Annotated in this window: 27 protein-coding genes; 16 read left to right on the top strand and 11 right to left on the bottom strand. The window is 68.5% G+C overall.

Translation table 11 applies throughout. The annotated features are described in order from the left end of the window. Positions 1-2 precede the first annotated feature (2 nt). The 5 genes from AB0I35_RS20655 to AB0I35_RS20635 all read right to left on the bottom strand — a co-directional run bounded on the left by AB0I35_RS20655 (position 3) and on the right by AB0I35_RS20635 (position 5,138). On the bottom strand, positions 3-2,075 hold the full coding sequence (locus AB0I35_RS20655; protein ID WP_357397729.1) for a xanthine dehydrogenase family protein molybdopterin-binding subunit: 2,073 nt from the start codon (positions 2,073-2,075) through the stop codon (positions 3-5). Next, positions 2,072-3,064, bottom strand: a complete 993-nt coding sequence (locus AB0I35_RS20650; protein WP_357397727.1) for a xanthine dehydrogenase family protein subunit M — start codon at positions 3,062-3,064, stop codon at positions 2,072-2,074. Before AB0I35_RS20650 ends, AB0I35_RS20655 begins: the two co-directional genes overlap by 4 nt. Next, complete coding sequence (locus AB0I35_RS20645; protein ID WP_357397726.1) at positions 3,061-3,564, bottom strand: 2Fe-2S iron-sulfur cluster-binding protein; 504 nt, start codon at positions 3,562-3,564, stop codon at positions 3,061-3,063. Before AB0I35_RS20645 ends, AB0I35_RS20650 begins: the two co-directional genes overlap by 4 nt. Positions 3,565-3,717: 153 nt before the next feature. Beyond that, positions 3,718-4,665 (bottom strand): DUF4129 domain-containing protein, encoded by a 948-nt coding sequence (locus tag AB0I35_RS20640; RefSeq protein WP_357397725.1) that lies wholly within the window; start codon positions 4,663-4,665, stop codon positions 3,718-3,720. Positions 4,666-4,823: 158 nt separating this feature from the next. Then, the gene (locus tag AB0I35_RS20635) at positions 4,824-5,138 is read right to left on the bottom strand and encodes a MerR family transcriptional regulator (RefSeq protein WP_357397724.1); all 315 of its coding nucleotides are present in this window, start codon (positions 5,136-5,138) and stop codon (positions 4,824-4,826) included. Between the two features lie 111 nt (positions 5,139-5,249). Here AB0I35_RS20635 and AB0I35_RS20630 point away from each other — a divergent pair, with 111 nt between their 5' ends. From AB0I35_RS20630 to AB0I35_RS20615, 4 genes are all read left to right on the top strand, one after another. Then, the gene (locus AB0I35_RS20630; protein WP_357397722.1) at positions 5,250-5,675 is read left to right on the top strand and encodes an HSP20 family small heat-shock protein; all 426 of its coding nucleotides are present in this window, start codon (positions 5,250-5,252) and stop codon (positions 5,673-5,675) included. A 179-nt stretch (positions 5,676-5,854) separates the two neighbouring features. Beyond that, complete coding sequence (locus tag AB0I35_RS20625) at positions 5,855-6,061, top strand: hypothetical protein (protein ID WP_357397721.1); 207 nt, start codon at positions 5,855-5,857, stop codon at positions 6,059-6,061. A gap of 142 nt (positions 6,062-6,203) precedes the next feature. After that, a complete protein-coding gene (locus AB0I35_RS20620) occupies positions 6,204-6,614 on the top strand; it encodes a helix-turn-helix domain-containing protein (RefSeq protein ID WP_357397719.1) in 411 nt (136 codons plus the stop codon). A 128-nt stretch (positions 6,615-6,742) separates the two neighbouring features. Beyond that, positions 6,743-7,924 (top strand): sensor domain-containing diguanylate cyclase, encoded by a 1,182-nt coding sequence (locus AB0I35_RS20615; RefSeq protein ID WP_357397718.1) that lies wholly within the window; start codon positions 6,743-6,745, stop codon positions 7,922-7,924. Between the two features lie 10 nt (positions 7,925-7,934). Here AB0I35_RS20615 and AB0I35_RS20610 read toward each other — a convergent pair whose 3' ends face one another. Further along, positions 7,935-8,351: a hypothetical protein gene (locus AB0I35_RS20610; protein ID WP_357397717.1), complete on the bottom strand. Its 417-nt coding sequence runs from the start codon at positions 8,349-8,351 to the stop codon at positions 7,935-7,937. Positions 8,352-8,656: 305 nt separating this feature from the next. On the opposite strand from AB0I35_RS20610, the gene AB0I35_RS20605 reads away from it, so the two are divergent. From AB0I35_RS20605 to katG, 5 genes are read left to right on the top strand one after another with little or no spacing between them, the layout of a single operon-like run. Continuing rightward, entirely contained in the window at positions 8,657-8,959 is a 303-nt protein-coding gene (locus tag AB0I35_RS20605) for a hypothetical protein (RefSeq protein WP_357397716.1), read from the top strand. Between the two features lie 45 nt (positions 8,960-9,004). After that, positions 9,005-9,769 (top strand): GTP pyrophosphokinase family protein, encoded by a 765-nt coding sequence (locus tag AB0I35_RS20600; protein WP_243749964.1) that lies wholly within the window; start codon positions 9,005-9,007, stop codon positions 9,767-9,769. Positions 9,770-9,810: 41 nt separating this feature from the next. Beyond that, the gene (locus tag AB0I35_RS20595; RefSeq protein ID WP_357397714.1) at positions 9,811-10,419 is read left to right on the top strand and encodes a methyltransferase domain-containing protein; all 609 of its coding nucleotides are present in this window, start codon (positions 9,811-9,813) and stop codon (positions 10,417-10,419) included. Between the two features lie 50 nt (positions 10,420-10,469). Beyond that, positions 10,470-10,910 carry a Fur family transcriptional regulator gene (locus tag AB0I35_RS20590; RefSeq protein ID WP_067639219.1) on the top strand — a complete coding sequence of 147 codons (441 nt, stop codon included), beginning with the start codon at positions 10,470-10,472 and terminating at the stop codon, positions 10,908-10,910. A 29-nt stretch (positions 10,911-10,939) separates the two neighbouring features. Beyond that, positions 10,940-13,168, top strand: coding sequence for a catalase/peroxidase HPI (gene katG / locus AB0I35_RS20585; protein WP_357397713.1), 2,229 nt, complete (start codon positions 10,940-10,942; stop codon positions 13,166-13,168). 48 nt (positions 13,169-13,216) lie between these two features. Here katG and AB0I35_RS20580 read toward each other — a convergent pair whose 3' ends face one another. Continuing rightward, positions 13,217-13,720, bottom strand: a complete 504-nt coding sequence (locus tag AB0I35_RS20580; protein ID WP_357397712.1) for a flavin reductase family protein — start codon at positions 13,718-13,720, stop codon at positions 13,217-13,219. Between the two features lie 263 nt (positions 13,721-13,983). Between AB0I35_RS20580 and AB0I35_RS20575 the strand changes: the two genes are divergently transcribed. Further along, positions 13,984-14,256, top strand: coding sequence for a hypothetical protein (locus tag AB0I35_RS20575; RefSeq protein WP_357397926.1), 273 nt, complete (start codon positions 13,984-13,986; stop codon positions 14,254-14,256). On the opposite strand, the gene AB0I35_RS20570 is transcribed toward AB0I35_RS20575, so the two are convergent. Then, positions 14,228-14,503, bottom strand: a complete 276-nt coding sequence (locus AB0I35_RS20570) for a hypothetical protein (RefSeq protein WP_357397711.1) — start codon at positions 14,501-14,503, stop codon at positions 14,228-14,230. The genes AB0I35_RS20575 and AB0I35_RS20570 overlap by 29 nt on opposite strands. An 80-nt stretch (positions 14,504-14,583) precedes the next feature. On the opposite strand from AB0I35_RS20570, the gene AB0I35_RS20565 reads away from it, so the two are divergent. After that, positions 14,584-15,450, top strand: coding sequence for a methyltransferase domain-containing protein (locus AB0I35_RS20565; RefSeq protein ID WP_357397710.1), 867 nt, complete (start codon positions 14,584-14,586; stop codon positions 15,448-15,450). A 60-nt stretch (positions 15,451-15,510) separates the two neighbouring features. Here the strand turns inward: AB0I35_RS20565 and AB0I35_RS20560 are convergent, their stop codons facing one another. The 3 genes from AB0I35_RS20560 to AB0I35_RS20550 are packed head-to-tail and all read right to left on the bottom strand — an operon-like array spanning position 15,511 to position 19,472. Beyond that, positions 15,511-16,713 carry an aminotransferase class V-fold PLP-dependent enzyme gene (locus AB0I35_RS20560; RefSeq protein ID WP_357397709.1) on the bottom strand — a complete coding sequence of 401 codons (1,203 nt, stop codon included), beginning with the start codon at positions 16,711-16,713 and terminating at the stop codon, positions 15,511-15,513. Between the two features lie 3 nt (positions 16,714-16,716). Continuing rightward, positions 16,717-18,036, bottom strand: coding sequence for a pyridoxal-phosphate dependent enzyme (locus AB0I35_RS20555; protein ID WP_357397708.1), 1,320 nt, complete (start codon positions 18,034-18,036; stop codon positions 16,717-16,719). Next, positions 18,033-19,472, bottom strand: a complete 1,440-nt coding sequence (locus tag AB0I35_RS20550) for a Y4yA family PLP-dependent enzyme (protein WP_357397707.1) — start codon at positions 19,470-19,472, stop codon at positions 18,033-18,035. The genes AB0I35_RS20555 and AB0I35_RS20550 overlap by 4 nt, the downstream gene beginning before the upstream one ends. Before the next feature lie 178 nt (positions 19,473-19,650). Between AB0I35_RS20550 and AB0I35_RS20545 the strand changes: the two genes are divergently transcribed. The 5 genes from AB0I35_RS20545 to AB0I35_RS20525 all read left to right on the top strand — a co-directional run bounded on the left by AB0I35_RS20545 (position 19,651) and on the right by AB0I35_RS20525 (position 24,818). Beyond that, positions 19,651-20,670 carry a glutathione S-transferase C-terminal domain-containing protein gene (locus AB0I35_RS20545; RefSeq protein ID WP_357397706.1) on the top strand — a complete coding sequence of 340 codons (1,020 nt, stop codon included), beginning with the start codon at positions 19,651-19,653 and terminating at the stop codon, positions 20,668-20,670. 127 nt (positions 20,671-20,797) lie between these two features. Beyond that, positions 20,798-20,971 carry a CsbD family protein gene (locus tag AB0I35_RS20540; RefSeq protein ID WP_067639236.1) on the top strand — a complete coding sequence of 58 codons (174 nt, stop codon included), beginning with the start codon at positions 20,798-20,800 and terminating at the stop codon, positions 20,969-20,971. Positions 20,972-21,156: 185 nt separating this feature from the next. After that, positions 21,157-22,518 carry an MFS transporter gene (locus tag AB0I35_RS20535; protein WP_357397705.1) on the top strand — a complete coding sequence of 454 codons (1,362 nt, stop codon included), beginning with the start codon at positions 21,157-21,159 and terminating at the stop codon, positions 22,516-22,518. 46 nt (positions 22,519-22,564) lie between these two features. Continuing rightward, positions 22,565-23,224 (top strand): response regulator transcription factor, encoded by a 660-nt coding sequence (locus AB0I35_RS20530; RefSeq protein WP_357397925.1) that lies wholly within the window; start codon positions 22,565-22,567, stop codon positions 23,222-23,224. Between the two features lie 16 nt (positions 23,225-23,240). Then, positions 23,241-24,818 (top strand): HAMP domain-containing sensor histidine kinase, encoded by a 1,578-nt coding sequence (locus AB0I35_RS20525; RefSeq protein WP_357397704.1) that lies wholly within the window; start codon positions 23,241-23,243, stop codon positions 24,816-24,818. Positions 24,819-24,845 lie beyond the last annotated feature (27 nt).

The raw sequence follows: 24,845 nt of genomic DNA, 5'->3' as shown, positions 1-24,845 counted from the left end.
GCTCAGACGGCGTCGAGGAGGTCCTCGAGATGGATGGGAACATGGCGGACGCGGACTCCGGTGGCGTGGTAGATCGCGTTGCCGACGGCCGCCGCCGAGCCGACGATGCCGATCTCACCGATTCCCTTGGCCCCCATGGGATTCACGTGCGGGTCGTGTTCGTCGATCCAGCTGACATCGATCTCGCCGATGTCGGCGTTGACGGGAATGTGGTAGCCGGCCAAGTCGTGGTTGACGACCTCACCGAAGCGGGTGTCGAAGACGCTCTCCTCGTGCAGTGCCATGCCGATGCCCATGGTGATGCCACCGATGAACTGCGAGCGGGCGGTGCGCGGGTTGATGATGCGGCCCGCGCCGAACACGCTCACCACCCGGGGCACCCGGATCTCGGCGGTGTCGGTGTCGACCCGCACCTCGACGAAATGCGCGCCGAAGGCATGGGTCGAGAAACTCTCCCGCGCCGGGTCTTTCGACGTCTCCACCGTCGTCTCGGCACCGTCGGCCGGGTCGTCGCCGTAACGGCGGCGGAAGTCCTCGGCGGCGGCGACCACCGCCGATCCCCACGACGCCATCCCGCTCGAACCACCCGCGACGGTTCCGGCGGGCAGCCGGGAATCACCGATGCGCAGGTCGACGCGGTCGCCGGCGACACCGAGGGCGTCGGCGGCGATCTGGCCGAGTGTCGTCCAGGTGCCGGTGCCGATGTCCATGGCGTCGATGGCCACCTCGTAGCGTCCGCCGGTGAAACGCACCCGCGCGCTGTTGCCCGGATTCACATCGGCCGGATAGGTGGCCGCCGCGACACCCGAACCGACCAGCCAACGTCCGTCCCGGCGCGATCTCGGCGCCGGATCGCGGTCGGTCCAGCCGAACCGCCGTGCCCCGGTACGCAGGCACTCGACCAGCCCACGACTGGAGAACGGGCGCCCCGATTCCGGGTCGACCTCCGGTTCGTTGTGGATGCGCAGCGCGATCGGGTCCATGCCGAGCGCCACGGCCAGTTCGTCCATCGCCGTTTCGGCCGCGTACATCCCGGGGCAGTGCCCCGGTGCGCGCATCCACGACGACACCGGCACATCCAGGGCGGCGAACCGGTGGGTGGTGGCGCGGGTACCGGACGCGTACATCACCCGCGACACGATCGCGGTCTGCTCGGCGAATTCCTTCACCTTCGAAACCTGTTGGACCACATCATGACTCAAAGCCGTCAAGGTACCGTCGTGATGGGCGCCGAGCCGGATCCGCTGCACACTCGGAGTGCGGTAACCGGCCAGGGAGAACAACTGCTGTCGGGTGAGCGCCAGTTTCAGCGGTTTGCCGCCGGTGAACCGCGCCGCCATGGCCGCGAGCACGATATTGGCGTGCGGTTCCCCCTTCGACCCGAATCCACCACCGACATACGGTGCGATGACACGCACCTGTTCGGGTTCCAGCCCGAACAGCGGCGCCAGCGTGGAGCGCACCACGTGCGGGCCCTGGGTGGAGTCGTAGAGGACCAGGCCGTCCTCGGTCCAGTGCGCGATGGTGGCGTGCGGTTCCATCGGATTGTTGTGCACCATCGCGGTGGTGTAGGTCTGGTCGACGGTCACCGGGGCCAGCTCGAGTGCCTTCTCGACATCACCGATGGTGGTGTCGGTGGCGAAGCCGCCACTCACGTCCTCGGGTGCGTACAGGTCGTCGCGGTCGGCGTCGAAGACCACGTCGGCGGGGCTTTCGTCGTAGCTCACCCGCACTCGTGTGGCCGCCTCGCGCGCCACTTCGGGGCTGGTGGCGACAACCACCCCGATCAGCTGGCCACGGAAGGCGACCTCGTCGTTCTGCAGGATGAACAGTTCGTTGTCGTCGTCGGTGGCCAGCCGTGGGGCGTTGAGATGAGTGAGTACCGCGACGACACCGCCCATCGTCTCGGCCGCGCGGGTATCGATCGCGCCGATCCGGCCGCGAGCGATGGTGGCCTGAATCGGGAAGGCGTGCAGGGCATCCCGGAGCGGGTGTTCCATCGCGTACGGCGCCCGGCCGCGCAGCTTGGCCGGCCCGTCGACACGGGTGGGGGAGCTGCCGATCGCGGGTGTCATCGCGCCCCCTGCTCGGTCAGGTCGCGCAAGGTCGCGACGAGGACTTTGCGTGCCAGTGGGATCTTGAAGGCGTTGTGCCGTTGTGGGCGTGCGGCGGCGAGTTCAGCGTCGGCGGCCTCGGCGAAGCTCGTCTCGGTGGCGGGGCGACCGCGCAGCGCGGCTTCGGCGGCGTGGGCGCGCCAGGGTTTGTGCGCGACACCGCCGAACGCGATGCGGCAGTCGCGAACCTGCCCGTCGGCGATATCGACGGCCGCGGCGACGGAAACCAGTGCGAACGCGTACGACGCCCGATCGCGCACCTTGCGGTAGGTGGAGTTGGTGGCCACGTCGAGGGCGGGCAGGTCGACGGCGGTGATGAGGTCGCCGTGGGCGAGCACGGTGTCGCGTTCGGGTTCGGCACCGGGCAGTCGGTGCAGATCGACCAGCGGGATCTCGCGTTCACCGTCGGCGCCGAGCACCCGGACCGTCGCGTCCAGCGCGGTCATGGCCACCGCCATGTCGGAGGGGTGGGTGGCGATGCACCGGTCAGAGGCGCCGAGGACGGCTTGGTCGCGGTCGTATCCCCCGATGGCCGAACAACCGCTGCCGGGCGTGCGCTTGTTGCACGGCGTGGTCACGTCCTGGAAGTACGGGCAGCGGGTGCGCTGCAGCAGGTTGCCCGCGGTGGTCGCCAGATTGCGCAGCTGGGGTGACGCGCCCGCCAGCAGCGCGGCCGAGAGCATCGGGTAGCGGGCGCGGATGATCGGGTGCGCCGCGAGGTCGGCATTGCGCACCGTAGCCCCGACCCGCACGCCACCGTCCGGGCGTTCGGTGATGTCGTCGAACGGTAGGCGGCTCACGTCGACGAGCAAGCCGGGCGCGGTGACGCCGAGCTTGAGGTGATCGACGAGATTGGTTCCGGCGCCGAGGAATACGGCATCCGGCTCGGCGAGCATCGTCGCCACCGCCTGCTCGGGCCCGATCGCACGCTCGTAGCCGAAGTCCCTCACCGGGCGGCCTCCGCGATCGCGGCGACGATATGCGGATAGGCGCCGCAGCGGCACAGGTTGCCGCTCATCCGCTCCCGGATCTCGTCGTCGGTGAGCTCGACCGAACCGGTGAGGTCGGCGGTGACATGACTCGGTGCGCCCGCCTCCACCTCCTCGAGCATGCCGACAGCCGAGCAGATCTGGCCCGGTGTGCAGTAACCGCACTGGAAGCCGTCGTGCTCGAGAAAAGCCCGCTGCATCGGGTGCAGGTCGTCTCCGTCGGCGAGCCCGTCGGCGGTCACGATGGTCACCCCGTCGTGCGCGACGGCCAGCGCCAGGCACAGGATGGCGCGACGCCCGTCGAGCAACACCGTGCACGACCCGCACTGCCCGTGATCGCATCCCTTCTTCGGAGAGGTCACACCGAGCTGTTCACGCAGGACGTCGAGCAACGTGGCCCGCGTATCGACACCGACCTCCCGCGTATGCCCGTCCACGGTCAAACTGATCTGCGCACGCATCGAACGGCCTCTCGTCGTGGGACACCGACCTCACCACCGACCACCGCGGCACGCCCTCACGGGCCCACCACCAGCTGCTACCCGAACAGGTGTGCTCCAGCACACATCGTCACCGTAGCAAAGACGCGGCGCGTGCCCCCACCTCGCCGGTCGCTACGCGACGAGTTCGGCGGTGCGGCGTTGGAGGTCGGCGAGGACGGCGCGCAGGGATTGTTCGGCGCGGATGCGTTGCCAGCCGAGCATGTCGTGGGGGCTGAATCTGGCTTCTTCGAAGAGGGTGACGAGTTCGTGGGCGGAGGAGTCCTGCAGGACGCCGGTGGTGAAGGCGCGGGCCAGGACCTCGTTGGGGGTGTCGGAGATGAGGGGGGCGGCGGCGCGGTCGGCGGACAGGCCGCGTTCCATGGCGGCGTAGCAGGCGATGATGGCCTCGCGGGTGTCCTGGCCGGGGGCGATCATCGCGGCCAGACCCATTTCGGCGGCCCGGGTGAGCGAATCCACTTCGGGCGCGGGCAGTTCGGTGTCGGCCGGGGGAACGTGGTCGGGGACGCGACGCGCGGAACCGAACGCCGCGGCCAGCCCGACCATCGCGATCGCCACGAGCAGCAGGGCGAGCGCGGTCGCGACGACGAGGGTGAGGCCACTCAGATCCGGTGTGCTGAAGGGTGATTCGGGAGCAGCGGCATCGAGCGAGGTCGGACGGTCGCGTATCGGCGCGTCCTCGCGCGGCGTCTGCTCGGTTTTCGCGCCGGGCAGCAGGAACAGGGCGACGATCCCACCGGCGAACACCAGCGCCGCGACGCCGACGGCGACCGGAACGAGCACCGACAGCCGTCCGACCCGCAACCGTGGCAGCCCGCCACCGGTCTCGATCCGCGGCATCGCCAACGGCAAGCGGTGCTGGCTGATCAAGACCCCGGCCGCCAGAATCACCACCGAGACGAGCAACAGCACCGGCATAACCGCGACCGTCAGCGCGGAGGGCCGCTCCCCCGCCACCGGCGCGACCCCGGGAACCCGACCGCGCAGGGCGATGACGGCCCCGGACATCAGGGCGATCACCAGCGCCGATCGCAGGATCGGCACCCAACTCGTCACACGCACACTCGGTCTTTCGCAGGCGAAAATTCGGCCGGACAGCCGCCCCGAAACCTAGGACCCGCCCGCACCCGGAAAAACCGTTAACCGAAGTCATTGGAAGATTCACGACACTTCCCGCGCGACCCCATGCTCACCCACAGGAACAGACCATCAGGTCGGCGCTAATCCGGAGGCGGTTCGCCACGCAGACGAGCGTGCAGAACAGCGTTGGCGTCCTCGAGTTCGAGGATGCGGCCGATCCCCGCGAGGTTCACCCCCGCGGCGGCGAGCGCGACGATGCGCTGCAGGCGCGCCAGATCGTTGCTGCTGTAGCGACGGGTACCGCCGTCGCTGCGCGCCGGGGTGAGCAGCCCGTGCCGCTCGTAGAGCCTCAGCGTCTGCACCCCGACCCCCGTCAGTTCTGCTGTCACCGAGATCCCGTACACGGCCTGCGCCGGGTCGGGTAGCGGGGATCCCGCGTGCGGGTCCAGCGACATCTCACTCCTCCCTTGCACTCTCGGGTCGAGAGTGCTAAAACAAATCTATGCCACACGGCATAGGTTACCTGACCTACGAGAGAGAAATGGAGTGAGTTGGAGGTGGCGACCATGCTGATGCGTACCGATCCTTTCCGCGATCTGGACCGTTTCACGCAGCAGGTGCTCGGCACCGCGGCCCGGCCGACGGTGATGCCGATGGACGCCTGGCGTGAGGGCGACGAGTTCTTCGTCGAATTCGACCTGCCGGGTATCGACCCGAGCTCGCTCGACCTGGACATCGAACGCAACGTTGTCACCGTGCGAGCATCGCGACCCGAACTCGACTCGAGCCGCGAGATGCTCGCCGCGGAACGCCCGCGCGGAGTGTTCAGCCGCCAGCTGTTCCTCGGCGAGGGCCTCGACACCGACAACGTCCGCGCCGAATACACCGACGGCGTGCTGCGCCTGACGATCCCCGTGGCCGAGAAGGCCAAGCCGCGCAAGATCGAGATCGCGCACTCCAACGGACATCAGCGCCAGGCCATCAACGCCTGACCCGTCCGGACGCTTCTCTGCGAGGAGGCGCGTCATGATCCTGTCAGCGGCTCCGCCTACCCAGCGCGGACCCCCGCCGCAACGGCGAGAACACCTCGAATGTCACGTCGCTCTTCCACCTCGGAGTGGGCCGGTCCGGCAGCCGGCCCACCCGCAGAATCCGCATCTGGAGGTCGAGAATGATCCCTACCCGCGATGACGCCGACTTCGCCGAACAGCTCGCGGTGGCCGACGACGCCGACCGCGACGCGGGCCCCGATCTGGACGCGCTCACACCACCGAGCGAATTCGCCCCCGCCGCCTGGGATTCCGCGAACCCGGCCGACGTATTCGACCAGTCGTGGATCACTCCGATGCCGGAGGACGACTACCCTCTCGCCTACTGAGGCAGGTGATCACATTTCGCCGTGGAACAATTGCCCCGGCCGAATTTCGTGATGGAAGCCACAAGGTAGCTGGCACTATTGCCAGCGACACAGTGAGCGGCAGAAGATGGTCTTCTGACCAACCCGATGTCGAGGAATCGCCGTGTCGCACTTCGCTACCCGCCTCAACGAGCTCTTCCGCAATCCGCCCGAGCAGGTCGCGGACCGGTGCACCAACCGCCAGGTCGCACGCTCGTTGCAGGCGGCCGGGCATCGCATTTCGGCACCGTATCTGTCCCAGCTGCGGTCGGGCGGCCGCAGCAACCCTTCGTGGCGAACCGTTGCCGCCCTGGCCGATTACTTCCAGGTGGAACCTGATTACTTCTTCGGCCGCGACCTGAACGAGTCGAGCGTCGACGACAGCACCCTGCTCGCGCGCCTGCAGCTCGACCGGCCACGCCTGTTCCTCGTGCAGACGATCGGCCTGTCCCGCGACTCGATCGACCTGCTCGTCACCATGGCCGAGCATTTGCGCGCGAGCGAGAGATTGCTGGATGTTCACTTCGACAGCTGAGCCCACCTGACCCCCGCCGCACCGAATCGGTGCGGCCGAGCGGCCACTGTCCGGCCACGACGTGGCATGATCACCACCGATCGCATCGGCCGCGGCAAGGACGCCGCACACCTGGAACCGGCTTCGCTATGAACCTCGACGACCACGCAGACGAGTGGGCTCGGCGCCTGGCCGAGCTCGGTCCGGTCTCGCGGGATTCGCTCGTCGAGCGGGTCCGCCACATAGTCGCCGAGCTCGGCCAAGCACCACCCGAATCCTCGTTCGAGGCCGGCGAACGAGCCGCGCGAGCGATAGCCGAGCTCGGCCTCACCGACCCGGCCGTCATCGCCGCGTCGGTTCCGGTACTACGCGCGGTCGCCGAATCGGCGAGACCGCGCGACCTCGCCGCCGGCGATGCCCTGCTCGGCGGATTCGGCACCGGCTTCGCGCGCGCCCTGTGTACCGGCCCACCGCATGCCGAGGGCTATGAGATCGCCTTCCACCACTCCTCGATCGGCATCTCCATCGGCGACGAGAACGGCATGATCCTCGACGCGAACCCGGCCTTCGAACGGCTCATCGGCCGCGACCTGGCCGAGCTGCGCAGCACGACCGGTTTCACCATGTTCCCGGCCGACCGGCAGACCGAGGTGCGCGAGCGGGTGATGCGCGCCCTCGACGACTCGGCGACCGGCTGCATCCAGATCGAAGGCCGTTTCCCCCGCCAGGACGGCTCGATGGTGTGGACCTCCTGGACCGTCACCCGCTGCGCCTCGGCCGACGGCGAACGCCGGTACCTGCTCGGCTTCGGCGAGGACATCACCGAAAGACGCACGACCACAGAGCAATTGCAGTGGCAGGCGATGCACGACCCACTCACCGCACTGCCCAACCGGCGGTACCTGCTCGACCGGCTGAATACCGTGATCGACGAGGCGGCTCCGGAGGCGAAAGCCGGGGTGTGCGCGCTGGATCTGGACAACTTCAAAGAGGTCAACGATTCGTTCGGCCACATCGTCGGCGACAAATTGCTCGCCGCCGTGTCGAACAGGCTGGAGTCCGCGGCCGCCGGGCACGGGTGCGTACTGGCGCGTACCGGCGGTGACGAGTTCGTCGTCCTCGCCGAGCCGCCGGCCGACCAGGACCTCCTCGACCGGCTGGTCGCCGCGCTGCACAAGGCACTCAGCACCCCGGTCACCGTCGACACCGTGAGCATCGACGTGACGGTGAGCATCGGCGCGGTCCTCGTCGCGCTGGCGGGCCAGGGGCCCGACGACCTGCTCACCCGCGCCGATCAGGCTCTCTACGCCGAGAAATACGCGGGCGGCTGACCGGTCCGGATCACTCCGGCGGCTCCGGTCTGCGGATCTCGTCGGGCACGGAACCACCGGCCACGTCGGCGGCGATGCCGAGGCCCTCTTCGTAGCCGACCCGCGGAGCGACCTCGTTGCCGTCCTGATCGAGTTCGACCGAGGACGACCCGGCCGCCTGTGGCGCGGACCCGGGAACCACATCGGGTTCCTCCTCGGCCAGGCGTTCGTCCAGCCCACGCGGGGTGGCCTCTTCGGCCGGGGTCATCCCGTACTTCGTGACGCCGGTCCAGTGCTCGGGCGGGTCCATACCCGCTTCCAGTGGGTCTTCGCGCAGGCGGTCCTCATCGAGGTCCTCGCTGCTGTTGAGCGCGGCCGGATCGGTTTCGACCGAGTCGGGCGCGCCGGTGTCCTGGGGCGGGTCGTAGGTGTCGTCTGGTTCGGTCATGCCGTGGCCGTACCCCGCCGACCGCGCCGCAAACGGTACCGGTGTGCCACACCGTAGCTGGCACGGTGGCGCACACGTTGGCTGACGCTCCCTCTATGCCACGAGACCACTACTTCCACGCTCGGCGACACGATTTAGCTGGAGAATTGCGACACGCGATTCGGTCCCATCCCATCCGTCCGCAGGACCGAATACATGACGGGTCACCGCCCATCGGCGGGTGGCGATCCTCGCGCGGGACCGCCGACCCGCCCCACTCCCGCTGCACCCGTTGATATTTCGAGCCCGAACGCGAGGAATTCTCGATGATCACCGACGCACAACCCGACCGCTGCCCCGAGATCGCTCGCCCGGAACCCACTCCCGCGCCGGAACCGAAACGCCCCGATCTCACCCCCCTCGCACTGCCCGCCCTCGGTACCTCGGTGGTGATGCTCGGTCTCGGCGCACTCGCGGTATTCCCCCTCGGGCACTGGATGCACGACTACGGCATCGTGCTCGTCCTCACCGCCTACATGCTCTACATCGCCTGCTTCACCGCCCTGGCAGCATGGGGATTCACCCAGCTCAACCACCATCGGCTCGACGAGGACGACCCGGGGCTGTGACGCCCCTGCGGCGCCGTCGGCGACGTAACGGGCACAATGGTCGGGGTGAAACCCTGGCAACCCGACACCGGCTCGGCATCCAACGGGCAACTGGTCGATGTCGACGACGTGCGCGCGCTGCGTGACCAGTTCGTCGACTTCATGCTCGGGTACAAGTTCGCGATCGACGAGGTCACCACCAAGATCAACATCCTGCGTGAGGACTTCAACAACACCCACGCCTACAACCCCATCGAGCACGTCGGCTCGCGGCTGAAGTCGCCCGAGAGCGTGCTCGAGAAGGTGCGGCGCAAGAACTACGCGATGAACCTGGCCGCCATCCGCGAGAACGTGCTCGACATCGCCGGGGTGCGGGTGGTGTGCAGTTTCATCTCCGATATCGCCACCATCCGGGACCTGCTGGTCAGCCAGGCCGATATCACCGTGCTCGAGGAGCGCGACTACATCACCCACCGCAAACCCAACGGGTACCAGAGCCTGCATCTGATCGTGTCGATCCCGGTGTTTCGCGCCGGGCACACCCAGCGGGTCCCGGTGGAGATCCAGATCCGGACCATCGCCATGGATTTCTGGGCCAGCCTCGAGCACAAGATCTACTACAAGTACCGGGGTGAGGTGCCGCCGAACCTGCGCAGCGACCTCGCCCAGGCAGCCGAGGCGGCCACCCAGCTCGACGAGAAGATGGAAGCGCTGCACCGCCAGGTCGATCGAGCCGCCGAGCCCAAAACCGCCGCCGGTGACGCCCTCGACCTCAGCGTGCTCTATCACAGCCTCACCAGTCGGCCATTTCCCGGAGATCTCCGCGCCTAGTCCGTGGATCGCGCTAGGGTCGGCCGCAGGAGGAGTCGATCATGAGCGCATCGAAGGACCGCACGCCCAGTCTGTGGGAGGAGATCGTCGCCGCCGACCCATCGCATTCGGCGAGGTACGTGCAACGATTCCGCACCCTCGCGGCCGAGGGCACCGACATCGTCGGTGAGGCGCGGCTGGTCGACGCCATGCTCGGACGTGGCGCGCGCGTGCTCGACGCCGGCTGCGGTCCGGGCCGGATCGGCGGCTACCTGCACGACGTGGGTCACTCCGTGGTCGGTGTCGATGTGGATCCGGTGCTCATCGACGCCGCGCGCGCCGATCACCCGGGCCCCACCTGGCTCGTCGGCGACCTCGCCGAACTGGATCTACCGACCCGCGATTTCGACGCCATCGTGTGCGCGGGCAATGTGCTCACCTTCCTCGCGCCGTCCACCCGGATCGCGGTGCTCGAGGGGTTCGCCCGGCATCTCGCACCCGCGGGCCGCCTGATCACCGGCTTCGGCGCCGAGCGCGGTTACGAGTTCGCCGATTTCCTCGACGACACCGAAAAAGCCGGTCTCACAACCGATCTCCTGCTGTCCACCTGGGACCTGCGCCCCTTCCGCGACGACTCCGACTTCCTCGTCGCGGTGTTCTCACGAACCTGACCCGGAACAAATACTTGACTGATTCAAGAAAACGGGGAAGACTTCGTGGCGTGCCGACGGACCAGGAATTCCAGCAGATGCTGCGGGGAGTTTCACTGCGCGTCACAGCTCCGCGTGTCGCGGTGCTGGGCGCTGTGCACGAACATCCGCACGCCGATACCGATTCGGTGATCCGGGCGGTCCGCTCGCGCCTGCCCGGTGTGTCCCACCAGGCGGTCTACGACTCGCTGCGCACCCTGACCGGCGCCGGGCTGCTGCGCTGCATCCAGCCACGCGGCCTGGTCGCCCGATACGAGTCGCGCGTCGGCGACAACCATCACCACCTCATCTGCCGGGACTGCGGCGCGATCTTCGACGTCGACTGCCAGGTCGGCGAAGCACCCTGTCTCACCGCGTCCGACGACCACGGCTTCGCCATCGATGAAGCCGAGGTCATCTACTGGGGCCTGTGCCCCGACTGCGCGCACGCACCGTCCACCCCTAACGAGTAGTCCGCACCACCCGTCCAGGAAGGAATATCGTGACCTCCGATAGCCGCCCACCCACTCCTGACACCGAGACCTCGAGCACCAGCGAGAGCGAGAACCCCGCGATCCCCTCGCCCGAGCCCAAGGCGCATCGCCCGCTGACCAATCAGGACTGGTGGCCCGAGCAGATCGACGTCTCGGTCCTGCACGCGCACTCGTCGAAGTCCAACCCGCTCGGCGAGGACTTCGACTACGCGAAGGAATTCGCCGAGCTCGACGTCGAGGCGCTCAAGGCCGACATCGCCGCGGTCCTCACCGATTCCCAGGACTGGTGGCCCGCCGACTACGGCAACTACGGTGGCCTGTTCATCCGGATGAGCTGGCACGCGGCCGGTACCTACCGGATCGCCGACGGCCGCGGCGGCGGCGGCCAGGGTGCGCAGCGCTTCGCCCCGCTCAACAGCTGGCCCGACAACGCCAATCTCGACAAGGCGCGCAGGCTGCTGTGGCCGGTGAAGCAGAAGTACGGCAACAAGATCTCCTGGGCCGACCTCCTGGTCTTCACGGGCAATGTGGCGCTGGAGTCGATGGGCTTCAAGACCTTCGGCTTCGGCTTCGGCCGTCCCGACATCTGGGAGCCCGAAGAGATGTTCTGGGGCCCGGAAGACACCTGGCTCGGCGACGAACGCTACAGCGGTGAGCGCGAGCTCTCCGGACCGCTCGGTGCGGTGCAGATGGGCCTGATCTATGTGAATCCGGAGGGCCCCAACGGCAGGCCCGACCCGGTAGCGGCGGCTCGCGACATCCGCGAGACCTTCGGCCGGATGGCGATGAACGACGAGGAGACCGCGGCGCTGATCGTCGGCGGGCACAGCTTCGGCAAGACCCACGGCGCGGGTGACGCGAGCCTGGTCGGACCCGAGCCCGAGGCCGCCCCGATCGAGCAGCAGGGTCTCGGCTGGAAGAGCTCCTTCGGCACCGGCAAGGGCAAGGACGCCATCACCAGTGGGCTCGAGGTCGTCTGGACCGCGACACCCACCCAGTGGAGCAACGGCTTCCTGAAGAACCTGTACGGCTTCGAATGGGAACTCACCAAGAGCCCCGCGGGCGCGTGGCAGTGGAAGCCGAAAGATGGTGCGGGCGAAGGACTCATCCCCGATCCGTTCGGCGGTCCGGCCCGCACGCCGACGATGCTCACCACCGACCTGGCCCTGCGCGAGGACCCGATCTACGGTGAGATCACCCGGCGCTGGCTCGATCATCCCGAGGAGCTGGCCGAGGCCTTCGCCAAGGCGTGGTACAAGCTGCTGCACCGCGACATGGGCCCGCTGAGCCGCTACCTCGGCCCGTGGGTGGCCGAGCCGCAGCTGTGGCAGGACCCGGTCCCGGCCGTCGACCACGAACTGGTCGACGACAACGATGTCGCGGCGCTCAAGCGCACTGTGCTCGATTCCGGTCTGACGGTCGCCCAGCTGGTCAAGACGGCGTGGGCGTCGGCGGCCAGCTTCCGCAGCACCGACAAGCGCGGCGGCGCCAACGGTGCCCGCATCCGGCTGGAACCGCAGCGCGACTGGGAGATCAACGAGCCGGCCGAATTGGCCAAGGTGCTCGAAGTGCTCGAGCGCATCCAGCAGGACTTCAACGCCTCGGCCACCGGTGGCAAGAAGATCTCGCTGGCCGACCTGATCGTCCTCGCGGGTTCCGCGGCGGTCGAGAAGGCCGCCCAGGACGCCGGTCACACGGTGACGGTTCCGTTCCACCCGGGACGCACCGACGCCACCCAGGAGTCCACCGACGTCGAGTCGTTCGCCGTGCTCGAGCCGCGTGCCGACGGTTTCCGCAACTACGTACGTCCCGGTGAGAAGGCGCCGCTCGAGCGTCTGCTGCTCGACCGCGCGTACATGCTCGATGTGACCGCACCGCAGATGACCGTGCTGGTCGGCGGCTTGCGTGCACTCGGCGCCAACCACGGTGGCAGCTCGCACGGTGTGTTCACCGATCGCCCGGGGGTGCTGTCCACCGACTTCTTCGTGAATCTGCTCGATCAGAACACCGAGTGGAAGCCCGCAGAGTCGGGCGAGAACGTCTACGAGGGCTTCGATCGCAAGACCGGAGCCAAGCGCTGGACGGCCACGGCCAACGACCTCGTGTTCGGTTCGCATTCGGTGCTGCGCGCGGTCTCGGAGGTGTACGCCCAGAGCGACGCGGGCGAGAAGTTCGTGCGGGACTTCGTCGACGCCTGGGTCAAGGTGGTCGACAACGACCGCTTCGACCTGCGCTGATCCCCGCCGACGGCCCGGAACCACCACGGTTCCGGGCCGTTGTCGTGTTCAGGCGGGGTGACCCGGCTTCAGTTCGGCGACCGCGCTCAGGTGCAGGATCGCGTGGTCGGTCGACGGGGCTTCGGCCGCGACGGGCGCGAGGAGCACGCCGAGATGGTCGCCGAGGTCGATGCGCTCGAGGATCTCCCCCGCGAACCAGCCGGCCGCGCTGGTGAGGATCGGCAGCCCGTGTGGTCCGGTGTACCAGTCACATCCGGCGAACTTGTCGGTGTCGTCCCCGGTCGCGGTGGCGAACAGCCCGGCCACCTCGAAATGCCGCGCCGCGATCAGGTGCACGGCGAGGTGTGTTGCGGTGGCGGCTGTTTCGTAGGTGTGGTTGCTCTTGGACAAGCCGACGAGGAACCGGCGCGGCTCGATACTCACCTGCGTGGCGAATCCGACGAGACAGCCCGAACGATGGCCGTGCGCGCTGGTGGTGACGATCCAGACGGGCGCGTCCGCCGCCGAGATCACCGCGTCGAAGGAGTCCGTGGGGTCGGTGTCGGCAGACATGGGTCGAGTCTAGAACTCCTCGTCACGGCCGACGACACGCGGAATCCACACCGGTCACCGCTCGAGTCGGATGCGGATGCCCGCCATGCGCTCGGAGCCGCCGCGCAGCGCGCTGCCTGCCAGCCCGATGCGAGCGACCAGGCCGTACTCGCGCTTCATCAGACCGGTGAAGTGCGCACTGTCGCCGGGCGTCAGTACCTCGGCGTACCCGGGCAGGGGGACGCCGAGCGGCTTGCCGCGCCAGTCGAGCCCATCCCGAAGTCATCCGGCTCGCCACCTGGCACCGCCTCGAGCGCGGCAGTCAGAACCCCGCAGGCGCAACGCCGGCGCGCGAGGTGAAGCTGGAAGCGCTTGCCGCCGTACAGAAGGCGAACAACATCGGCTCCGGCTTCTCACCCGGCACACTGCTGACGCTGGTCCTGAGCATCGCGCTCGCCTGGAATCCGGGCAATGCCGCCGGCGTGCCGGCTTCCGAAACCGAGACCACCGACGACCGCCGCCGCGCCGTCATCGAGGCAGTTCGCCGCCTCCTGTGAGACGCACGAACGAAACCGTGGCGGCCCAGGAGCCGTCCTCTTCTTCGCCGCCCTCGTCCTCGTCGGGATCGGCCGGGTCCACATCCAGGTCGACCGAGAAGCCCGGAACCGACAGTGGGTCGCCCGATTCGTGCATGGTGAGGTACTCGGTGCCGAGGCCGATCCGGTGCGACAGGACCGTGGCGACGGTCGCAGCAGGACAATTCTTCGGCGGAAGCCGTTGCGGGGGTTGATGATCCGACGCCACCAGCGAGTTTTCGCCGGCACCGGTTCCGGATCGGCGTGTCCGAATTCGAATTGAAAATGATGTTCAGTAGCATGTGCGTTATGACGATCATTCATGAGCGCCGCGGGGGGCGCGCGGGGACCGGGACCTCGACCGGGGAACCGGCCGCGGCCGAGGCCGTATTCCTCGACGCGACGCTGGCGTTGCTCGAGCCGTTGGCGGTCGCGCCGGGCCAGGTTGTCGTCGATGTGGGGCCGGGGGCCGGGACGTCGACCGTCGCGTTGGCACGAGCTGTCGGCGAGGCGGGGCGCGTTTACGCGGTGGACCTCGATCCGGCGATGCTCGAGCTGACCATCGAAGCCGCGCGTGCGGCCGGGGTCAGCGACCGGGTCCGCGTGGTCCTGCACGATCTCGAGGACGGCGCACCACCACTACCCGAGCCGGCCGACGTGGTCTGGTCGTCCTGGTGTGTGCACCACGCGCACGACTGGGACGCGGCCGTCGGGTCCCTCACCCGGATGCTCCGACCCGGCGGCGTCCTCGGCATCGCCGAAGGCGGTCTGCCCACGCGCTGCCTGCCGTGGGACATCGGCGTCGGCAGGCCCGGCCTGGAGATTCGGCTCGACGAGGCGCACGATCAGCAGTTCACCCGCTGGTTCTTCGACCGTGCGGCGGCGGTGCGACCGCGCCGCGCGTGGACGGCGATCCTCGCCGACGCCGGTCTCGTCGACGTCACCGCCTCGACGGCGCTGGTCGACCTGCCCGCTCCCCTGCCCACCGAGGTCCGCCGGGTCGTGCTGGACGAATTCGCCGCGCGCGTGCGCCGGGCGGCACCGTACCTCGACGACGCCGACACGGCGGTCTGGCAGCGACTCCTCGACCCGCACGACGAACACTGGCTAGGCACCCGCGACGACCTCGCCCTCCTCAGCGCGCGCACCGCTTTCCGAGGCCGCACCCCCGCCTGACCCGCTCGACTGCTCACTCCCTCGGGCCACTTCCGGGCCGCACCCGTGACCTGCGATCGCTCAGCTGCTCATTCCCTCGCACCGGCGCACCACCTCGAGCACCCGGTCGATCTCGTCGGGGGTGTTGTAGACGTGCACGCTCACCCGTACGGCGTGGTCGCCGGAATCACGGCCCGCCTGGCAGTGCCCGTCGGCGCGCACCATGATCCCCTCGTCGGCGAGCACGAAACCCAGATCGTCGGAGCGCACCGCGCGATGCCGGAAGGTCACCAGTGCCTCGCGCCGCTGCACGGTCGATTCGGCGGTGAGACTGTCCTGACAGCCGAGCACCTGCACTCCGGGCAGCTGGGCCAACCCGTCGGTGAGTCGGAGGGTCAAAGCGCTTGTCCAGGCGCCGATCTCGGCCGTTCCGGCGGCATCGAGCCAGTCGAAGGCGGCGGCCATGCTGACGATGCCCGCCGTATTCGGCGTCCCCTCCCACCCGCGTAGCGCGAAGCGCGGGCCACGACGGTTGCGCGCCCACACCGCCCCGATGCCGGGCAGGGCCAGCATCTTGTGCCCGGAGAACACCACGAAATCCACATCGAGGTCGGCGACCGACACCGGCCGGTGCCCGACGCTCTGCGCGGCGTCGAGACAGATCGGCACGTCGGGCCCCACCGCCTGACGCACCCGGTGCACGTTCATATCGACACCGAAGACGTGATGCACGTGGGTGACGGCGACGAAGCGGGTGCGGTCGGTGACCACCGACGGCAGGGCCCGGTGGTCGTAATCACCGGAGGCCGGGTCGACGGGCATCGCGACGATGCGCACGCGAATACCGCCGCGCGCCAGGTCGTCTCGCATGTCGAGCCAGGGACGCAGATTGGCTTCGTGGTCACCGAACGGGACGATGATCTCGTCGCCGTCGAGGAGCTGATCGGCCAGCCAGTCCTGCGCCACCGCCCGCAATCCGTGACTCGTGCCGCCGACGAACTCCACCGAGGAGCCGGTCGTGGTGTCGCCCAGGGCGATTCGGATCCGCTCGCGGGCACGCTCGATGCGGCCGGTCGTCGCGGTCGCCCACGGATAGGACCCGCGCCCGACGTTGGCATTGCCGGTGGTGAGGAAATCGCCGACCGCGTCGAGCACCGCGGCCGGTTTCTGGGTCGTGGCCGCGCTGTCGAGATAGGCCACGTCGGGATTGCGCGTGAGAATCGGGAACTGGGCGCGTAGTCCGGCCTGCCAGTCGGCCAGCCGGTCGAGAACATCGTCGGTCATGGCTCAGTCCCTGACCAGGGGTGCGCCCGCGTCGCGCCAGGCCACGACACCACCGCGCAGACTCCGCGCGTCCCGGTGCCCCATCCGGGTGAGCAGGGCCGCGTAGCGCGCGGACTTCTCACCGACCGGGCACACGAGCAGCACCGGTGTGCCCGCACCGAACGGCAGCCCGCCGTGGACGAGTTCGTCGAACAGCTCGTCGACGATATTGATCGAGCCTTCGATGTGGACCGCGCTATAGGCGAAGGAACCGCGCAGGTCGACGACCACCGGCCGGTCCCGGGCGATCCACTCACGCGCCTGGTCCACGTCGACGGTCGCCACGGCGGCGATCTCGGCGTCGGTCACCGTGCTCACCGAATTCGGGCGCACCGGTTGCTCGAGCAGATCGGGCCTGCGCTTGCGCACGTAGCTCAGATAGCTCTCCACCCGATCGCACACGATGAACACCGCGGTGCGCCGCTCGGTGAGCTCGGCGTCGACGGCCCGCAGATGACGCAGCGCCCCGAAGTAGGCGGCACCCGCGGTCGGCCCGCCGAGGATCCCGCAGCGGCGGTTGAGGGTGAGCATGCCCTCGATCGCCTCCTGCGAGGTCACCGCGTCGATGGTGTCGTAGTTGTCCGGGTCGAACAGGCCGACTTCGTTGATCTCGTCGATATTGCGGATGCCGGGGATGAAATCGGACTTGTCGGCGACCAACCCGATCACCGATACCGCCGGATTGTGTTCGCGCAGCACCCCTGCCACCCCCGTCGAGGACCCGGCGGTGCCGATGCAGGCGACGAAGATGTCGGGGCCCGCGCCGTCGAGGTCCTTGATGATCTCCGGCGCGGTCCCGGTGCGATGCGCGTCGAGGTTGCGGGTGTTGAAGTACTGATCGGTGTGCAGGTAGCCGCCGCCGTCCTCGGACAGCATCCGGTACATGCGGCTGAGCGGGTCTTCGGTGTCGGTCGGGTCAAGGCATTCGGTCTGGCCCGGCAGCTCCTCGATGCGGGCGCCGAGCAACAGCAGCAGCTCTTTGATCTCGGGCACTTTCATGCGGTTGGTGACGCTCTTGAACGGCAGCCCGTGCATGGCCGCGATCACCGCCAGCGCCTTGGCGGTGTTGCCGCTGGACAACTCGACCACCGCGTCACCCTGTTCCACGGCTCGGGGCAGGCCGTCGCGCACCATGTTCCAGGCCGGACGGTCCTTCACCGAACCGAACGGATTGAGCATCTCCATCTTCGCGTAGAGGTCGATATTGGTGAGCCCGTGCACGGCCGGATCGATCCGGACCAGCGGCGTGTCCCCGATGACGTCGAGAATGCTGTCGTACTTCATGCGCGGTTCCCTTCCACGGGCCAATACTGTTCATCCAGGCACCACGTCCACCCGCCCGCGCCGGGGCGGACCGCGATCGTGCGGGCGACCGGTTGCATCAGCGCGGAATCGGCCGCGAAATCCATGAAGTAGCCCGCCGTGTTCACGAACGCGAGCAGATCCCCCGGCACCGGAGTGCGCGCCAGGGTGACCTTGCGGCGGGTGATGAAGTCGTCTTCGAGACAGAGATTGCCCGTGAGATACACACCGACCGGCTCGCCTGCGCGTTCGGGCAGCAGCACCGGATCCATCAGCACCGCATGGTGTTCGGCACTGATGTCACGGGAATTCGCGGCCACCCGGACCAGAATTTCACCCTCCTCGGTGGTGCGCACCTCCGAGACCAGGGCAAGGGTGAGGCCGCATTGGTCGGTCAGCGAGCGACCGGGTTCGATGTGCAGGTCGTAGAGGTTTTCCAGCAGCAGGGTGGCCAATGTTCGGCCCAGCGAGGGCGACTCGCGGTTCAGCAGTTCGTCCAGGTAGTCCGCACCGGCGAGTTCCCGATGGGCGGGATAGAGGCCGAGGGTGCCGCGCAGCGTGCCCGCCTGCGCGCGCAGGCCGTAACCGTGGCTGTGCCAGGTCATGGCCGGTCGTGTGCCGAGCACCGCGTTGCCCAGTTCGGTGGTGTAGCGGTGCCATTCGGCACGCTCACGCAGGTAGCTCACGCCGAAACCGCCGCCGATATCGATCGCGGTGGGGGTGAATCCCCTGCTCTGGGCTTCCCGCATCGCCAGCAGGCACCCTTCCAGGGCCAGGGCCTTCTCGTCGAGGCCGGTGGTGTCGAGGTGGTAGGCCATGCCACGCAGATCGAGGGCGTCGCGGTGCCCGTCGAGAAGGTCGAGGGCCGAGGGCAGTTCGCGGATGTGCAACCCGAAACGGCTGCGTCTGCTCGCGATCGTCACCCCGGGTGAGTCGAACGCCGACAGCCGGATCATCACCCGCGTTCGTGGCAATCCCGCATCGGTGACCAGCCGGGCCAGCTCGGCGAGTTCCTCGCGGGAGTCGGCGTTGACGACCGCACCCACCCGTGCGGCGAGCCACAGGAATTCCCGGTCCTTGGGACCGGTGGCCATGATGCGGTCGCCGGTGAATCCGCACTCGAGCGCGTGCCGCAGCTCCCCGAGCGAGGCCACGTCGATTCCACACTCCCCCGCCGCCAGCGCGCGGACGATCGCGCTCGACCGGTTCGCCTTGTGCGCGAAGAAGATGTTCCCGCTCAGCCGGTGCGCACGGTACACGGCGCGGTAGCTCGCCGCGTTCTCCTCGAGTTGTTGTGGCACAACCACATTCAGTGGTGATCCGAGCGCGGCCACCAGCTCCGCGAGCCTGCCGGGAGAGTCGAGTACCGCGCGAAGCGACCCACCGATTCGCGGCGTCAAGACCAGGTCCGGTTCCACACTGCCCCCATCCGAGCCACGTTTGTTGACAATGATTTTCGCTAGGACATCATGTCCCCGACCCCTTTCCCACACAAGCCGGCGAGCGTCACTGCGCCACAACAGGTTCGATTTCCAGGGTAGCCACCACCGCCCGCGGGTGACCGGTTTCGCCCGTCCGATATGCGACACTGACCCGATGAGCGATGCCGACGCCGGTGCGGGCAGCTACGTCGAGAAGGGCGAGTTCCGCCGCGACACCAACTACATCACCACACGCATCACCGCCGACGGCCGTGACGGCTACCCCGTCGAACCCGGCCGCTACCGCTTGGTCGCGGCCCGGGCCTGCCCGTGGGCCAACCGCACTTTGATCGTGCGTCGCCTGCTCGGGCTCGAGCCGGTGCTGTCACTCGGCCTGTGCGGGCCCACCCACGACAAACTCAGCTGGACCTTCGACCTCGACCCGGGCGGCGTCGATCCGGTGCTCGGTATCCATCGCCTACGTGACGCCTACCTGGCCCGGTTCCCGGACTACCCGCGCGGGATCACCGTGCCCGCGATGGTCGAGATCGCGACCGGGCAGGTGGTCACCAACGACTACGCCCAGATCACCCTCGACTTCTCCACCGAGTGGAGCGCCTATCACCGGCCGGGCGCGCCCCAGCTGTATCCGGAACCACTGCGCGACGAGATCGACGAGATCAACCGGACAGTGTTCACCGAGATCAACAACGGCGTGTACCGCTGCGGTTTCGCCGGCGCGCAGGACGCCTATGACGCGGCCTACGACCGGCTCTTCGCCGCGCTCGACCAGGTGAGCGAGCGGTTGCGCACCCAGCGCTACCTCGTCGGCGACACCATCACCGAGGCCGACGTGCGGCTGTTCACCACCCTGGCCCGCTTCGATCCGGTCTATCACGGGCACTTCAAGTGCAACCGCACCAAGCTCAGCGAGATGCCGGTGCTGTGGGCCTACGCCCGCGACCTGTTCCAGACACCCGGCTTCGGCGACACCATCGACTTCGGCCAGATCAAGGAGCACTACTACGTGGTGCACCGCGACATCAACCCCACCGGCATCGTCCCGAAGGGCCCGGACCTGTCGAACTGGCTCACCCCGCACCACCGCGAGGAACTCGGCGGCCGCCCCTTCGCCGACGGCACCCCACCGCCCCCACCGCATCCCGGCGAACAGGTACCCGCGATCACGGAGTGACCAGCCCCACCAGTGAAAATGGTTGCGCCTGATTGTCTTTCCGAAACCGGGGTATGCGCTCAGTGGGTCCAACGGACGGCCCACGGTCACCGACGCTGACCGAGCGATCTGTCTGGAAGGAACAACTGTGAGTCTCGCGGACAAGGCGAAGCACAAGGCCGAAGAGCTCATCGGCAAGGCCAAGGAAGCGGCGGGCAAGTCGACCGACGACCGCTACCTCGAGCACGAAGGCAAGACCGATCAGACCAAGGCCAACATCAAGGACGCGGGTGAGAAGGCCAAGGACGCCTTCCGCCACTGACACCTGACACTCCGCGAAACGCCTCGAACCCTTCGGTCCGGGGCGTTTCGTGCTGTCCGGACCGCACGGGTCGGGCATCGTCCTAAGGGAACGTTAGGAACCTCCGTTGTGGCTTCCATGGGGCTGTGACAGCCGACACAGTGGTCTGCGACGGCGCACTGCCGCGCCGATAGAGGAGGTCCAAGGTGACAACGACACAGGTCGGTGGTGAGAAGCGGGTCGTCGCGAATGTCTTGCGCGGCTCGATCGGCAACCTTGTCGAGTGGTACGACTGGTACGTCTACGCCGCGTTCAGCGTGTACTTCGCGAAGGCGTTCTTCCCCGACGGCGACCCGACGGCCCAGTTGCTCTCGACGGCGGCGGTTTTCGCGGTCGGGTTCATCATGCGACCGATCGGCGGGTGGGCGCTTGGCCGCTACGCCGACCGGTTCGGTCGCCGCGCCGCGCTCACCCTGTCGGTCACCGTGATGGCCGCCGGTTCGCTGATGATCGCGCTGACCCCTGGCTTCGCGACCATCGGCATCGCGGCGCCCGTGCTGCTGCTGCTGGCGCGGCTGCTGCAAGGACTCTCCGTCGGCGGCGAATACGCCACCAGCGCCACGTATCTGTCGGAGGTGGCCTCCCCGGGACGGCGCGGCTTCTACTCCAGCTTCCAGTACGTGACCCTGGTCGCCGGCCAGCTCACCGCCCTCGGTGTGCAGATCGTGCTGCAGCAGGTGCTCTCCGCCGAGCAGATGTACAGCTGGGGCTGGCGCATTCCGTTCCTGATCGGCGCGGGCGGCGCCATCGTGGTGATGCTGCTGCGCCGCGGGATGGACGAGTCCGAGTCGTTCGAGGCCGCGACGAAAACCACCGGCGCGGCCCCGAGCAGCTCGCGCGGTTCGCTGCGGGTGCTGCTGCAGTACCCGCGCGAATGCCTGCTGGTCGTCGGCCTGACCATGGGTGGCACCGTGGCCTTCTACACCTACACGACCTACATGCAGAAGTTCATGATCAACACCTCGGGCATCTCCAAGGACACCGTCGCCTGGATCAACTTCGTCGCACTGCTGGTCTTCGTGGTGCTGCAGCCGATCGCTGGCGGACTGTCCGACCGCATCGGGCGCCGCAAGCTGCTCATCTTCTTCGGCGTCGCGGGCACCCTGCTGACGGTGCCGATCATGACCGCACTCGCCCACACCGCCGACCCGCTGGCCGCCTTCGGCCTGATGATGCTCGCGTTGGTGATCGTCACCGGCTACACCTCGATCAACTCGATCGTGAAGGCCGAATTGTTCCCGACCAAGATCCGCGCGCTCGGCGTCGGCCTGCCGTACGCGCTGACCGTCGCCATCTTCGGTGGCACCGCCGAGATGATCGCGTTGGCGCTGAAGAAGGCGGACCTCGAGTCGCTGTACTTCTTCTACGTCGCCGGGTGTATCGGGATCTCGCTGCTCACGTACTACTTCATGCGGGAGACCTCGGCCGAGTCGACCATCGAAGCCGAACGCGAGGTCCACGCCGACCCGGTGGAGCCGGAACGGACGATGGCCGCCGTGCGTGGCTGAGCGTGCGGTACACGCGCCGATCCAGGCCCTGTGGGAGGATCGGCGCGTGCGGCTTGCGGTGGTCGAGGACGACGACGGAGTGGGCGACGCCCTGGTGGAGGCGCTCACCGCACGCGGCTACCGCGCCGAGCGTCTGCGCCGCGGCGCCGACCTGCTCATCGCCCACCGCGACTACGACGCTGTACTCCTCGACCTAGGCCTGCCGGACGCGGACGGACTGCAGGTACTTCGGCACCTGCGCGAGGTGAGCGCCGTGCCGGTGCTGATCCTGACCGCCCGCAGCGACGAACGGTCCATCGTGCGCGGGCTGCGCGGCGGGGCCGACGATTATGTGGTGAAACCACCGCGGATCGCGGAGCTGATGGCCCGGCTCGAGACGGTACTGCGGCGGGCCGCGGCCGTCGCCAATCAGAGCAGAACCGAGGTCGTCACCGGGGATGTGCGCGTCGACCTGCGCGCCCGCACGGTCGAGGTGGGCGGAAGCCCGGTCTCGCTCACCCAGAAGGAATTCGAGCTGGTCGAGGCGCTCGTGGAACGACCGGGTGCGGCGGTGAGCAGGCAGCAGCTGATGGACCGCATCTGGGGCGACGCGTTCGTCGCGGTCTCCCGCTCTCTCGACGTCCACATGACCGGGTTGCGCGCCAAACTGAACCGGCCGGGACTGATCACCACCATTCGCGGCTACGGGTATCGGTGGGGGCAGTGATCACCGGAGGACGCGCGTGCGCCGCCGACTGCTGATCGTCCTCACCGTGTTCGCCGCGCTGGCGGTGCTGGCCTTCGCGGTGCCGCTGTCACTCACCGCCGCCACCAGCCGCACCCAGCAGCTGGTCCTCGGCCGTTCCGGCGACGCCGACCGTTTCGCCACCCTCGCCGACGGGGCCGGTTCCCCCGACGGGGTGCGCGCGCTCGCCGACGAGGTGCACCGCTATCACGAGCTGTACGGCGAGAACGTGCTCGTCGTCGACGCGCGGGGCGCGCCGATCGTGAATGCCGGTGTGGTGGTGACCGATTCGCGCATCAGCGCGGCACTGGCGGCGGCGCGGCGCAACCAGCGCCCGCAGCAGCAGGACCGGCTCACGCCGTGGAGCGCACCGGTCATGCTCGTCGCTCGCCCCGTCGGCACCGGCGTGCAGGTGAACGGGGCCGTCGTGATCGAGGCGTCGACCGCGGCGGCTCGTGCCGCGATCGCCAGGACCTGGGCTGTGATCGCGGTCGGCGGGTTGGGCGCGATGATCGGGTTCATGCTGTTGGCGCTCGTTCTGAGCCGCTGGGTGCTGCGTCCGCTGGCCGCGATGTCGGACGCCGTCGCCGAGCTCACCGCCACCCTGCCCAAACCACGCGGGCGCGCACCGATCACCAGGAACTACGGCGGTCCGCCCGAGGTTCGCGCGCTGGCCGAGTCCGTCGACGCCATGGCCACCGCGGTCGGCGACTCCGCCGACGCGCAACGTCAACTCGTCGCCGATACCGCTCACGCCATGCGTAACCCGCTGGCCGCCTTGATGATTCGATTGGACTCACTCGAGTACGCCGTGCCTGCGACCGCGTCGGCGACCTTTCGCGGTGCTACCGCGGAAGTGGAACGGTTGACCGCGCTGCTGGATGACCTGCTCGAGCTCGCCGTCGCGGAAACACCCGCGTCGTTCGGGACCGCGGCGTCCGAGGAAGCACAGTGCGATCCGGCGCAGGTTGTCGCCGACCGCATCGATGCGTGGGTGTCGGCGTTCCAGGAGTCGGGTATCGAGTTGGCGGCGCTCCCGCGGACGTCCGTCGTCCGGCCGTTGGGTCCGAGAGGTGCGTCCGGTGGGACCGGCGTGGCCGTTGCTCGCGTTTCGTCGTCGGAAGGCGGTGGCGGGATCAGCTCGGCCGCGGCGCACGTTTCACCGCCGGACGACAGCGGCGCGACCAACTCGGCCGCGGCTCGGGTTTCGGTGCCGGGCGGTGGGGAGGTGACCGCGGCGATCAGTTCGGCGGCGCTGGCACAGATTCTCGATGTGGCGCTGAGCAATTCCTGTCGATACGCGGGTGCCGGAGCGCACACTCACGTCACCATCGAGGCCGAGCCTGGCTGGGTGACGGTGTGGGTCGCCGATGACGGGATCGGTGTCGCACCGGAGGAACTCGACAAACTCACCACCCGCTTCTTCCGCGGCACCACGGCTATCCCGGGCGGTACCGGGCTCGGACTCTCGATCGCGCAGGCACTGGCCAGAGCGTACGGTGGCGAACTGGCGGTGGAGGCGGTACGGCCACACGGTCTCGCCGTGGCGATCCGGCTACCGGCGGTGCTTCGATGAGCGGCGCCGTGCTGAGCAGGCACTGTC

This window comes from Nocardia sp. NPDC050378 (assembly GCF_040655675.1).
Classification (GTDB): Bacteria; Actinomycetota; Actinomycetes; order Mycobacteriales; family Mycobacteriaceae; genus Nocardia; species Nocardia coubleae.
The sequence above is the reverse complement of the archived record's forward strand: the minus strand, read 5'-3'. Positions and strand labels throughout refer to the sequence as shown.